The sequence below is a fragment of the Arthrobacter sp. 8AJ genome (genome assembly GCF_902506025.1).
In the GTDB taxonomy this organism is placed as follows: domain Bacteria; phylum Actinomycetota; class Actinomycetes; order Actinomycetales; family Micrococcaceae; genus Arthrobacter.
Genome location: NZ_LR733289.1, coordinates 3,241,846 through 3,254,651, shown reverse-complemented (window position 1 = coordinate 3,254,651; position 12,806 = coordinate 3,241,846). Strand labels below are relative to the sequence as shown.

At 67.1% G+C, this 12,806-nt stretch carries 10 protein-coding genes; 8 read left to right on the top strand and 2 right to left on the bottom strand.

Annotation, left to right across the window (positions count from 1 at the left end; translation table 11 throughout):
• Positions 1-17 precede the first annotated feature (17 nt).
• Together BACI349Y_RS15070 and BACI349Y_RS15065 are read left to right on the top strand one after the other, a co-directional pair.
• On the top strand, positions 18-1,415 hold the full coding sequence (locus tag BACI349Y_RS15070) for a sugar porter family MFS transporter (protein ID WP_159632811.1): 1,398 nt from the start codon (positions 18-20) through the stop codon (positions 1,413-1,415).
• 146 nt (positions 1,416-1,561) lie between these two features.
• Positions 1,562-2,698, top strand: a complete 1,137-nt coding sequence (locus BACI349Y_RS15065) for an LOG family protein (RefSeq protein ID WP_159632810.1) — start codon at positions 1,562-1,564, stop codon at positions 2,696-2,698.
• 41 nt (positions 2,699-2,739) lie between these two features.
• Here BACI349Y_RS15065 and BACI349Y_RS15060 read toward each other — a convergent pair whose 3' ends face one another.
• On the bottom strand, positions 2,740-3,879 hold the full coding sequence (locus BACI349Y_RS15060; RefSeq protein ID WP_159632809.1) for a VIT1/CCC1 transporter family protein: 1,140 nt from the start codon (positions 3,877-3,879) through the stop codon (positions 2,740-2,742).
• Between the two features lie 265 nt (positions 3,880-4,144).
• Between BACI349Y_RS15060 and BACI349Y_RS15055 the strand changes: the two genes are divergently transcribed.
• Positions 4,145-4,369 carry a hypothetical protein gene (locus BACI349Y_RS15055; protein ID WP_159632808.1) on the top strand — a complete coding sequence of 75 codons (225 nt, stop codon included), beginning with the start codon at positions 4,145-4,147 and terminating at the stop codon, positions 4,367-4,369.
• A gap of 75 nt (positions 4,370-4,444) precedes the next feature.
• On the opposite strand, the gene BACI349Y_RS15050 is transcribed toward BACI349Y_RS15055, so the two are convergent.
• Positions 4,445-5,965, bottom strand: coding sequence for a sodium:solute symporter (locus BACI349Y_RS15050; RefSeq protein ID WP_159632807.1), 1,521 nt, complete (start codon positions 5,963-5,965; stop codon positions 4,445-4,447).
• Positions 5,966-6,225: 260 nt separating this feature from the next.
• Here BACI349Y_RS15050 and BACI349Y_RS15045 point away from each other — a divergent pair, with 260 nt between their 5' ends.
• From BACI349Y_RS15045 to BACI349Y_RS15025, 5 genes are all read left to right on the top strand, one after another.
• Entirely contained in the window at positions 6,226-6,801 is a 576-nt protein-coding gene (locus tag BACI349Y_RS15045) for a helix-turn-helix domain-containing protein (RefSeq protein WP_159632806.1), read from the top strand.
• A gap of 246 nt (positions 6,802-7,047) precedes the next feature.
• Positions 7,048-8,112, top strand: coding sequence for an agmatinase (speB, locus tag BACI349Y_RS15040; protein WP_159632805.1), 1,065 nt, complete (start codon positions 7,048-7,050; stop codon positions 8,110-8,112).
• 4 nt (positions 8,113-8,116) lie between these two features.
• Complete coding sequence (locus BACI349Y_RS15035) at positions 8,117-9,829, top strand: thiamine pyrophosphate-binding protein (RefSeq protein ID WP_159632804.1); 1,713 nt, start codon at positions 8,117-8,119, stop codon at positions 9,827-9,829.
• Positions 9,830-9,982: 153 nt separating this feature from the next.
• Positions 9,983-10,471, top strand: coding sequence for a MarR family winged helix-turn-helix transcriptional regulator (locus BACI349Y_RS15030; protein WP_159632803.1), 489 nt, complete (start codon positions 9,983-9,985; stop codon positions 10,469-10,471).
• The gene (locus BACI349Y_RS15025; protein ID WP_159632802.1) at positions 10,471-12,681 is read left to right on the top strand and encodes an MDR family MFS transporter; all 2,211 of its coding nucleotides are present in this window, start codon (positions 10,471-10,473) and stop codon (positions 12,679-12,681) included. Before BACI349Y_RS15030 ends, BACI349Y_RS15025 begins: the two co-directional genes overlap by 1 nt.
• The last annotated feature ends 125 nt before the right edge of the window (positions 12,682-12,806 follow it).

Genomic DNA, 12,806 nt, shown 5'->3' with positions numbered 1-12,806 from the left:
TGTTGCAGAAACAAACCATGGGCGCCACCGGCAGCAAGCGCCGCGGGTACCTCGCCCGGCTCACCGTCATCTCTACCCTGGGCGGCCTGCTCTTTGGGTACGACACCGGCGTGATCTCCGGCGCCCTGCTGTACATGAACGACTCCCTCAACATGAGCGCCGTCGAGGAAGCAACCGTGGTGAGCGCGCTGCTGTTCCCGGGTGCCGCCGTCGGCGCCCTCACCGGCGGCCGCATGGCCGACAAGCTGGGCCGCCGCGGCTCGCTGCTGGTCTGCGCACTGCTCTTCCTGCTCGGTGCCATGGGCTGCGCCCTTGCGCCCACCGTGACCTTCATGATTGCCGCCCGCATCGTGCTGGGCCTCGGGGTTGGTGCCGCCGCCGTGACATGCCCGCTGTACCTGGCGGAGATGGCTCCCGCCCATCTTCGTGGCCGGATGGTCACCATCAACGAACTCATGATCGTCACGGGCCAGATGCTCGCCTTCGCCATCAACGCCCTTCTCGACGCCCTGATCCACGACAATGAGGTCTGGCGCAGCATGCTGGGCATCGCGTCCATCCCTGCACTCGCACTGCTCGCCGGCATGCTGTTGCTTCCAGAATCCCCGCGCTGGTACGCCATCCGCGGCCGCCTGGAAGACAGCCGCCGCGTCCTGAACCTGAGCCGCAGCCCGGAAGAGGCAGCCGCCGAATTCGAGGAAATTGCCCTCGCAGCACGCACCGCCAAGGAAGAACGCGGCCACGCCCTCCGCGACCTCCGCAACAACCCCTGGATGCGCCGGCTGCTCTGGATCGGCATTGGCCTGGCCACCGTCCAGCAGGCAACAGGCATCAACACCGTGAACTACTACGCCCCCACCATCCTGGAAAAGAGCGGGCTTGGCGTCAGTGCCTCGCTTGTGGCCACCATTGGCGTAGGCGTCACCTCAGTCCTCATGACCATCCTGGGCATCTGGCTGCTCGGCTTTGTTGGGCGCCGCCGGATGCTGGTCATCGGATTCTCCGGTGTGGTCGGCTCCCAGGCCCTGCTGGCCATCGTCTTCCTCCTCCCGCAGTCCGACCTTGCCAGCTACACCATCCTGGCCGCGATGATGCTGTTCGTTGCCTTCGTCCAGTGCTTCATCGGCACCTGCGTCTGGCTCCTGTTGTCCGAAATGTTCCCGCTGGCCATCCGCGGCTTCGCCATGGGCATTGCGGTCTTCGCGCTGTGGACCGTGAACGCGGCCATCTCCTTCCTGTTCCCGATCGTGGTCAATGCCCTGGGATCCACCGGTACCTTCGGACTCTTCGTCCTGGTCAACCTGGCCTCCCTGGCGTTCGTCATCAAGTTCGTGCCCGAAACCAAGGGCCACTCCCTTGAGGACCTCGAAGCGCACTTCCGCGATGGTGAGGTTCCGGCAAAGGTCTCCGCTTAGCGACGCCCTACCGCGGCATCGCGCGGCACCTACGGCGGGGTTGGACCCAGTCCGTCCGGTATCAACCGGACTGGCACGGTCCGGCCCCGCTTTTTGCGTGGGGTGGCCTAGGCTGGCTGCATGATGTGGAGCGCGGGGCAGCAACCATGAATTTCGCCGGAAGCCTTGGTCCCCGCCCCCGCAACCTCGAAGTCCAGGACCTGGCCAGCTTCGACAGCCTGGTGGCCGGCGGTGCCGTCAACCTGCACGGCTGGCATGCGCAGTCGCTGGACCTGCGGGGCCGGTCGGCGGCACTCAAAAACGTCAGCGTCGAGGGCGCTATGTTCCTGGGCTGCCTCTTCGACGACGGCATGGAAGCCAACCTCCGCAGCCGCGGCGCCCTGATCTTCCCCAGGCTTGAAGGTGTCCCCTTCGACCCGTACCGGGCCGTCCTGTACTCCCCGGCCGAACTGTACGCGGGACTGGCAACCTCGCCGTATGAGGAGCTGCCGGATGCCCGGATCTACCACTGGAGCATCCAGCCCGGCCAGCGCCACCGGGTGGACTCAACGCTGGCCTCGGCCCTGCATGACCACGCCATCGGTGATGCACTGGATGAGCTGACCCGGTCCGGAGCGTGGCCCCGCCGCTCAATCGTCGGCGTGATGGGCGGCCACGCAGCGCCCCGCGGCAGCCGGGAATTTGCGGACGCTGCCCGGCTGGGCAGGCTCCTGGCCCTCGACGGCCACTCGGTGGCAACGGGCGGCGGCCCCGGGGCCATGGAGGCGGCGAATCTCGGGGCGTACCTCAGCCGGGCCTCCGACGGCGACGTGCAGGCCGCGCTTGCCACGCTCGCCGCTGTTCCCGGCTTCCGTCCCTCGGTGTCGGCGTGGGCACGTGCGGCGGCAGCCGTCGTCGAACGCCATCCGGACGGGACGCCGTCCCTCGGGATCCCCACCTGGTTCTATGGACATGAACCGCCCAACTACTTCGCCACGCACATCGCCAAGTACTTCGCCAATGCCATCCGCGAGGCCATCCTGCTGGAGCTGTGCCATGGCGGAATCGTCTTCCTGCCGGGAGCGGCCGGCACCGTCCAGGAGATCTTCCAGGACGCCTGCGAGAACTACTACGGTGCCCGCGAAAAGGTCGCACCCATGGTGCTGGTGGGCCGCCGGCACTGGGAGCAGGAGTACCCGGCCTGGCCCATGCTCAGGAGCCTGGCTGCAGGCAGGGCCATGGCGGACTACATCCACCTGGTGGACACGGTGGATGAAGCAGTGGAGGTCCTCCGGCAGCGCTGAACGCTGCCGGAGGACCTCCACGAAGGGTCCTTTGCCTGGTGCTAGCCGACGGCCGTGCCGAAGAGCAGGCCCAGCAGGTACGTGATGGCTGCTGCGCCCAGGCCGATGGCAAGCTGCCGCAGGCCGCGGGTGAGCGGGGACGTGCCGGACAGCAGGCCGACGGCGGCCCCGGTCGCCAGGAGCGCGATTCCCACCAGGGCGCCCGCCACTACGAGGGCAGCGACACCGGTGAGGCCGAACAGGAACGGCAGGATGGGAACGATGGCGCCGGAGGCGAAGAAGCAGAAGCTGGACAGCGCCGCACCCCAGGCCGTGCCCACTGCTTCATGCTGGTCCTCTTCCTCCGGCAGGTCCGGCTGCAGGGACAGGCTGGGATCGCAGTCGCAAGGCAACAGGCCCATGCGCTCGGCCACCCGGTGTTCGGCCGCTTCCCGGGACATCCCGCGGGCCAGGTACACCAGGAGCAGCTCGTTGTGCTCGAGGTCAAGCTGCGGCGCGGCCGCCAGCGTGACCTGCGTGGGCCGGGTGGCCGCCAGCAGTTCCCGCTGGGAGCGGACGGAAATGAATTCGCCCGCGCCCATGGACATGGCACCGGCCAGGAGCCCGGCGATGCCGCTGAGCAGCACCACGCTGCTGGCCACGCCGGACGCGGCCATGCCCATCACCAGGGAGAGGTTGCTGACCAGGCCATCATTCGCGCCAAAGACCGCGGCGCGGAAGGTGCCGGCCAGGCGGTTGCGGCCGCGGGTGGCCAGGCCCCGCACTACTTCCTCATGGATCTGTTCATCGGCGGCCATCGCAGCGGTGGCGTTGGGGTCCTTGGCGTAGGGGGAGCGGCCCTCGGCGCGCTGGGCCAGGGCCAGGACAAACACGGAACCGAAGTGGCGGGCCAGGAAGCCGAGGAACCGGCTGCGGGCGGAGGCCCTCTTCGGCTTGCCGGCGTGCTCGCCCAGCAGTGCGAGCCAGTGGGCCTCGTGCCGGCCTTCGGCCTCGGCCAGGGCCAGGAGGATGGACCGTTCCTCGCCTTCGCGGTTCTGGGCCAGGTCCCGGTAGACGGCGGCTTCGGCGCGCTCATCGGCCAGGTACTGGCGCCACCGCTTGATGTTCGACGGCGAGGGCTGGGCTGGGTTGGCGGCCTCCGGGGGCGTGGCGTGGGATTCGGGCTGGGCGTGCTGCGACACTGTAACTCCTGGGCTGGAAAGGGCATGAACTCGCGCCTTTGCCCTGCCAGCCTACTGCGGATTTCCGCGGTTTTTTGGCTGGCAAACCTCGCTGGGAAGTTTCGGTTTACCTTAAAACCGGCGGTGCCCGCGCCCGGGTTGCAGGCTCTTCTCCGGGTCCGCTGCGGCTATTGACCCGTCCGCCCGGCGGTGCTCTGATGAAGGTGTGGCGCAGGCTGCGCCCTACCTGAAAGAGCACGTCAGGCGAATATACGGAGGTTGAATCATGAGCACCACCGGACAGCACCCGGACATGCCGCACCTGGACGCCGTCGAAGCGGACCCCGCCTACGACTACGCCGAGGATGCACCGGTAGACGACGCGGACTGGGACGCGGAGGACGAGTTCATCGACGAGGAAGAGCCGGTGGTCCAGCCGGCCCCGGTAGTCATCGACGCCGAGGACCGTGAGGTCCCGCTGGATGACGACGAGCGCGACACCGGGGAGTAGGACTTACGACGACGGCACCTCCTTTCGCTGCAGGGCGAAAGGAGGTGCCGTCGTCGTGCGTTCAGTCCCTGCAGGTCAGCGGCCGGCGAGGACTTCCTCCGGAGTGCCTTCCTGCTCCAGCCCGGCAACGCGGCGCTGCCAGGCGCGCATGACCGCGGGATCGGTGGGGCGCGTGAGCAGCGAGGCGGCAACGTACACAACGGCTGAGCTGAGCAGGCCGTAGTAGATGGGTTCGTTGGCGTAGATGCCGTCCAGCGGAACCTCGGCATTGATCTCAAGGATGATCATGGTCCCCAGGGTCACCACGGAGCCGACCGCCATGGATGCCGCGGCCGCCGGGCCGGTGCCGCGCTTCCACACCAGCCCGCCGAGGATGGCCACGAGGAGGCCGCCCACCAGGATGTCGTACGCAATGGTCAGGGCCGCGACAACGTCCTTGGTGACGATGGCGATGACAATGGCCACGATGCCCAGCGCCAGGACCCAGATCCGGTTGGCCTTGACGTCGTGTTCTGGGTTTTCCGTGTCTCCGGTGTTGACCGTCTTGCCGAACCAGCCGGCCACGAACGGCAGGACGTCGGCGCGGGCAACGGTGGCGGCGGCGATCAGGGCGCCGGAGGCGGTGGACATCATGGCCGCCACGGCAGCCGCCAGGACCAGGCCGCCGATGCCGATGGGCAGGATGTTCTGGGCAACCTCGGCGTAGACGTCGTCCTTCGCGGCGATCTTGACGTTGGACAGTGCAACGTTGGCGGCCATGCCGATCAGGGAGCCGGCAACACCGTAGAGGATGCAGTAGATGCCTGCAGTGGCGCCGCCCCAGCGGGCCACCTTGGGGGTCTTGGCGGTGAACACGCGCTGCCAGATGTCCTGCCCGATCAGCAGGCCCAGGGTGTAGACCACGAAGTAGGTGATGATCGTCTGGATGCCGATGCCGTCGATCTGGAAGAAGCTGGCGTCCACCCGGCTGCGGATCCCGTCCAGGCCGCCGGCGGCGTTCAGCGTGAAGGGCAGCATCAGGAAGAAGATGCCCACGGTCTTGATGACGAACTGGACCTGGTCCGCCAGCGTGATGGACCACATGCCGCCGATGGTGGAGTACACCAGCACGATGGCGCCGCCGATGGCAATGGCCAGTGCCCGGTCAAGGCCGAAAAGAACGACGAAGATGGTGGCGTAGGCGCCCGTGGAGGTGGCGCAGAGCATCAGCGTGTAGGCGAGCATGACGATGCCGGACGCCTCGGTGGCCCTGCTTCCGTAGCGGAGCGTGAGCATCTGGGACACCGTGTAGATCTTCAGCTTCTGGATGGTGCCGGCAAAGAGCAGGCTCAGGAGCAGGACGCCCGCACCGATGGCCACCACCAGCCACATCCCGGAGATGCCGAACTTGTAGCCAAGCCCCACGCCGCCCACGGTGGACGCTCCGCCCAGGACGACGGCGGCCATGGTTCCCGTGTACAGGAACGGGCCCAGGCGGCGTCCGGCCACCAGGAAGTCGCTGTTGTTCCTGGTGCGGGACTTGCCCCACCAGCCGAAGGCCAGCATCGCGAGAAGATACACCACCACAATGGCGATGTTGATGGCACTTGCATCCATAAATGGCTCCTTGGAGCTGTTGGGGCCGGGTGTGGGACCTTGGGCAGAAATGCCCGGAACCGCCGCGGACGAATACGGAGAGGGTCCTGCAATTGCCTTATAGGCAACAGGAGTTTCCAAAGACTAGGGTGTGACGTGCGTGACAGTCAAGGAGGCCGCGCCTGCAGCCGCGCGGGTGTGGCATGCGCGCGTCACAAAAGCGGTGCCGATTAGTATGGCTCGAGAGTGGAGCCGGACTGCCGGCCGTGAAAGGTTCGTAGATGAAGGCACTGCCAGTTGAGCCGAGCAATGTCCCTGTTGCCATCGGCTCCAGGATCCGGGCCGCCAGGCAGTCCCAGCGGCTCACCATCGAGCAGGTCGCGGATGCCACCGGGCTGACCAAAGGCTTCCTCAGCCGGGTGGAGCGGGACCTGACATCACCGTCCGTTGCCTCCCTGGTGACGCTGTGCCAGGTGCTCTCCATCTCCATCGGCGACCTTTTCGTGGCACCCGAAACCCACCTGACCAAACGCAACGACGGTCCCCGGATCTCGCTTGGCGGCCAGGGCATCGTGGAGCGGCTCCTGACGGCCCGCTCGGAGCGGCGGGTCCAAATCATCCAGGCGGTGATCGAGCCGCACGGCCGCGGTGAGTCCGAGTTGTACGCCGTGGACTGCGACGTGGATGTCCTGCATGTCATCAAGGGGTCCATCAAGCTCATCCTCACCAACGAGGAATACGACCTCGGGACGGGCGACACCGTGACCTTCCCGGGACGGGAACCCCACACCTGGGTCAACCCCACCGACAAGCCGGTCGAGGTGCTCTGGGTCCTGGTGCCCGCCGCGAGCCGCTGACCCGCTGATTGCACGCTCCTGCCGGCTTTGGTCCGGCGTCACGTGGAACAGTCTTTAAGCCGTTGCCTGCCTGGCTTTCCTTTAGAATCCGGGTTTCCCGCAGCTTTCGGCTGCCCAAAACGTGCTCTGCGTGACGGGGCATCCCAGGGCGGGGATGGCTTAGTAAACACCTGGTGCTCATTAGAAAACCGCGGTGTATGATGGCAGTCACACAGTCCCCTCAACTCCTCGAAGGAGAGGCCTCCATTGGAAGAGCTGCGCATTGAAGCCAACGGCAACCTTGGCCCCATCGATTCATCCCGGATCCCCCGCTATGCCGGAGCTGCCACGTATGCCCGCCTTCCGCGGCTGGACCAGGTGGCCAAGGCTGATGTGACGGTGGTGGGCGTGCCTTTCGACTCGGGCGTTTCCTACCGCCCGGGCGCCCGCTTCGGCGCAAACCACGTCCGCGAGGCCAGCCGGCTGCTGCGCCCCTACAACCCCGCCTGGGACGTCAGCCCGTTCGAGAACATCCAGGTGGCCGACGCCGGCGACATGGCGGTCAACCCCTTCAACATCAACGAGGCGATCGAGACCATCCAGCAGAACGCGCTGGACCTCACCGCTTCCGGCAGCAAGCTGCTGACCCTCGGCGGGGACCACACCATCGCCCTGCCGCTGCTCCGCGCCGCCGCCGAACGCGCCGGCCAGCCCATCGCCATGCTGCACTTCGACGCACACCTGGACACCTGGGACACCTACTTCGGTGCCGAGTACACTCACGGCACCCCCTTCCGCCGCGCAGTGGAAGAGGGCATCCTGGACACCGAAGCCATCAGCCACATCGGCACCCGCGGCCCCCTGTACGGGAAGAAGGACCTCGACGACGACCACCGCTTCGGCTTCGGCATTGTCACTTCCGCCGACGTCTACTACCAGGGCGTCCTGGAGACCGTCGCCAAGGTCCGGGACCGCATCGGCAACCGCCCGCTCTACATCTCGGTGGACATCGACGTCCTGGATCCGGCCCACGCGCCCGGTACCGGCACCCCCGAAGCCGGTGGCATTACCAGCCGTGAACTCCTGGAAATTATCCGGGGCTTCCGTGGCATGAACCTCGTGGGCGCCGACGTCGTCGAAGTCGCGCCCGCCTATGACCACGCCGAGATCACCGGCGTGGCTGCCAGCCACGTCGCCTACGAACTGGTGACCCTTATGGCGGACAACGCAGTGCCTGGCAGCCGGTTCGGGGCAGAGACCGGGTACCAGGCCCAGGCGCTCGGCCAGGAGGCCCGCCGCCCCGCCGGCTTCGCGGCCGCCGGCAAGGAGTAGGGCCATGACGGAATCCGGCGCCGCACCTGTCCCGGAGCAGGGGAGCGGTGCCCGCAACGGCGGGGACCTCGTCGTCGAAACCCTGGAAGCGCTGGGAGCCAAGACTGTGTTCGGCATCCCGGGCCAGCACGCCCTGGGCCTCTTCGATGCCATGGGCCGCGGGAACCTTCGCTTTGTCTCCTCACGGGTGGAGAACAACTCCGCCTTCGCCGCGGACGGATACTCCCGCGCCACCGGCGAAGTGGGCGTCCTGTTCCTGTCCACCGGCCCCGGCGCGCTGACGTCGCTGGCGGGGCTGCAGGAGGCCTACGCCACCGGCGTTCCGATGGTGGTGGTGGCCAGCCAGATCCCGTTGGAGGGGCTGGGTGCACGCCGCAAAGGGATGCTGCACCAGCTCGATGACCAGAAGGCCTCCGCGGCCAACGTCACCAAGAGCCAGCGGTTGATCCAGCACGCTTCGGGCATCCCCTCGGCCATTCAGGACGCCTGGACGGAGGCCATCTCCTCCCCGCAGGGCCCGGTATGGCTGGAGATCCCGCAGAACGTGCTGCTGGACCCGATGATGGTCCCGCCGGTGGAGGATGCCCTGGCAGAGGCGGCTGACAACCCGCCGCGTATCGAGCTGGTCCGCGAGGCCGTGAAGTGGCTGGAATCAGCACAGCGCCCGGCCATCATCGCCGGCGGCGGCACGCGCCGAGGGAGGGCGGAGAAGTCGCTGCTGTCCCTCGCGGAAAAACTGCGTGCGCCGGTGATCTGCACCCCGGGCGGCAACGGGGCGTTCCCGTGGAACCACGGGCTGTCCCTGCAGTCCTGGATCGAGGACCGGTATATGACCGACCTCCTCGAGGACGCCGACGTCCTGGTGGTCATCGGATCGTCCTTGGGCGAGGTCACCTCCAACTACTTCACCTTTGAGCCGCGCGGCAGGATCATCCAGATCGACGCCGAACCCCGCGTCCTGGAGTCCAACCGGCCAGGCCTGGGCATCCGCGCCGACGCCGGCCAGGCGCTCGCGGCGCTTGACGAGGCTCTTGACGGGGCCCTCGAGCCGGGCAGGACAACCACGCCGGACTGGCACGGCAGCACCCCGGAAGAGCTGGTCAAAGAGTCACTTGCCAAGGTCCGCGCCCGGCTGGAATCGCAGGACCTGGCCAAGGAGCTAAAGTTCATGGCGGATATCCGCGAGGCCGTGCCGGCGGACATGCAGACCTTCTGGGACATGACCATCGCCGCGTACTGGGGCTGGTCCTGCTGGGACGCCCGTGAAGGCCAGTTCCACTCCGCCCAGGGCGCCGGCGGACTGGGCTACGCGTTTCCCGGGGCCATCGGTGCTGCCGTTGGGCTGGAGACGCTGGGCAGGCCGGCTGGTTCTGCCCGCGTCCTCGCTGTCTCCGGCGATGGCTCGTCCATGTACTCCATTGCCGAACTGGCCACCGCGAAGCAGCACAACGTGCCGGTCACCTGGCTGATTGTGGACGACGGCGGCTATGGCATCCTGCGCGAATACATGGTGGATGCGTTCGGCAAGGCCACCGCCACCGAACTGGCCCGGCCCGACTTCGTGAAGCTCGCCGAATCCTTTGGTGTGCCTGCAACGCGGGTTGCCCCGGAGGATGTGGGGGACGCGCTCAGGGCCGGATTCGCTGCGGACGGCCCCAACGTCGTCGTGGTAGAAACCCTCCTGAAGATGTTCGGCCCCACCCACCTGGCACCCTGACTCAACGCCCCTGCAAGCTCCCCCGCTTACCGGATCACCTCCGGCTGAAGTGGGGGAGCTTGGCGTTTAAGCCGGCAATGCCACTAACTTCGTTTCCCTAAGCAACCTTTTCCTGATATAGTTGCTTGCAGCAACTAATTCTTAGGGAGCATCATGTCTGTCGCACCGGCCACCGCAGCCGACCTCGTCAGCCACATCTATGACCTCCAGCGTGCACTGCGCTGCGTGACCATGATCAACGTCAAAGGCCAGGACACCGGGATCGCCCTCCAGGGCGTACTCAAGTTCATCGGCGAAGGGGAGACCCGCGCAGCGCACCTGGCCGAGCGCCTGGGGGTCAGCGCGCCGGTGCTCAGCCGGCACGTGGCCGAGCTGGCTGACGCAGGCCTGGTGCTTCGCATGCCGGATCCGGACGATGGCCGGGCCCAGCTGCTGGCACTTTCCCCGCGGGGCAAGGAGAAGCTGGCGGAGCTGGTGCGGCACCGGGCGGAAACGCTTCAGGCGTACCTGTCGGACTGGAATGAGGACGATGCCGTTGCAACAGCCGCGATGCTGAACAAGCTCACGGCATCCCTGAAGAATTCCATCCGGGCAAGGGCGGCCGGAACAACCACCGAACAGAAAAACGCAGGAGTCCATTAATGGCTAACGTCACCGCCGCCGCCGCGGACCAGGAGCAGGAGCGCCAGCGCGAACGCACCGCCAGACAGGAATCGCGGCAATCAAAGCGCCACGAACCGGGCGCGCCCATGAACCACCGGCAGATCATGGAGGCCCTGACCGGCCTCCTCGCTGCCTTCTTTACCGCCATCCTCAGCAGCACCATCGTTGCCAACGCGCTGCCCACCATCATGTCCGAGCTCAAGGGCACGCAAACGGACTTCGCGTGGGTCATCACGGCGGCACTGCTGGCCAACGCGGCCACCACCCCCATCTGGGGCAAACTGGCAGACCTCTTCGACAAGAAGGTCCTGGTCCAGCTCAGCATCGTGATCTTCGTGGCCGGTTCGGTCATGGCAGGCTTCTCCGAAAACATCCCGTTCCTGCTCACCGCCCGCGTTATCCAGGGCATCGCCATGGGCGGCCTCACCGCCCTGGCCCAGGCGATCATTGGCTCCATCATCCCGCCCCGCGAACGCGGTAAGTACTCCGGCTACATGGGCGCCGTCATGGCCGTCGGTACCGCCGGCGGCCCTCTGCTGGGCGGTTTCATCGTAGACAGCTCACTCGGCTGGCGCTGGACCTTCTTCGTCTGCGTGCCGCTCGCCGTCGTCGCCCTGATCCTGCTCCAGGTCACGCTGAAGATCCCCCACGTCCGCCGTCCTGCCAAGATCGACTGGTTCGGCGCCATCCTGTTGACCTCCGGCGTCAGCCTGCTCCTGATCTGGGTTTCCTTCGCCGGGAAGGCCGACTACTACGACTGGTGGTCCTGGCAGTCGGCCGTCATGGTGGGCGGCGGCGTCCTGCTGCTCGCACTGCTGGTCCTGGTTGAGTCCAAGGTGTCCGCACCGATCATCCCGCTGAAGATCATCTCCGAGCGCACCACGGCGCTGGCCATCGTGGCTTCCGTGGCCGTCGGCGTTGCCATGTTCGGTTCCTCCACCTTCCTGGGCCAGTACTACCAGGTGGCCCGCGGTGCAACGCCCACCGAGGCTGGCCTGCTCACCCTGCCCATGATCGCCGGCAACCTCGTCGGCTCGGTGGTCTCCGGCCAGCTCATCAGCCGCTACGGCAAGTGGAAGCGCTTCCTGATCGGCGGCACCATCCTGCTGATCGGCGGCCTGGCCCTCGCCGGCACCATGGACCACACCACCGAACTCTGGCTGACCGGCCTTTACACCGGCATCTTCGGCATCGGCCTGGGCATGCTCATGCAGAACCTGGTCCTCGCGGTCCAGAACACCGTCCAGGCCAAGGACATCGGCTCCGCCAGCGCCTCCGTGGCCTTCTTCCGTTCCGTGGGCGGTGCCATCGGCGTGTCCGTCCTGGGCGCCGTCATGGCCAACCACGTCAAGGACCTGGCCACCGACGGGCTCGCCAAGCTGGGCATCCAGCCCGGCGGCAACAGCGGTGCCACCCTGGACCTCAAGGACCTGCCTGCACCGATCGCGGAGGTCATGCGCGCCGCCTACGGTGATGCCACGGCCGGCATCTTCATGATTTCCGCCGTGGTGAGCGCCGTTGCCCTCATCGCCGTGATTTTCATCAACGAAGTGCCGCTGCGCAAGACGGTGGACATCACCCCCGAGGCCACGCTGCAGGCCAACGCGGCCGGTGAAGCGGGCATGACGGCCATGACTGGCCAGCTGCCCATGGTCTCCGCTGCCGCGCCGGACAGGGGCGCCCCCGCCGGGGAGATCACCCCCCGGAGCGCCGTGCGGACTGCCGCGGCTCCCGCAAAAATGTACGACGCCGGTGCTGCCGCTGCGGCAGCAGCGTCCGGCAGGGTTGCCACGGAAGACTTCGAGGAAGTCTTTGCACGCAGCTTCCGCTCGGAAGAGCTGGACCTGCGGTCCGCGGACAACGTGGACAAAGCCGCCAACGCGATTGCCAGCGCCGCTGACACCCTGCAGAAGCTGCAGGACACCCAGCATCTTCTGGCCCGCCAGCAGGCCGAACTGGGAACCATGGTGCTGGACATCCAGGAACAGCTGCGCTCCCAGCAGGAGGTGGCTGCCAGGCAGGCCGCCACGGCGGCAGAGCTCAGCCGGCTGCAGCGCAAGCTGCTGAAGGAACGCAAGATCCAGGCAGCAGCCGCGCTGTACCTGGCCGGTCACGGCCGGCACAGTGCCGCAGCCCCGACTGCCACTCCGTCCGCCGATGGTGATTCGGAGCCGAACCAGGGACTGTAGCCGGCCCGCTGGCCGGCAATAAGCCGTCCCTGCCGGGGCCGGCCAAGCCACCGGCGGATAGCAACAAAGCCGCAGCCCGCACCCGGAAAACCTTCCGGGTGGGGGCTGCGGCTTTCCTGCATCAT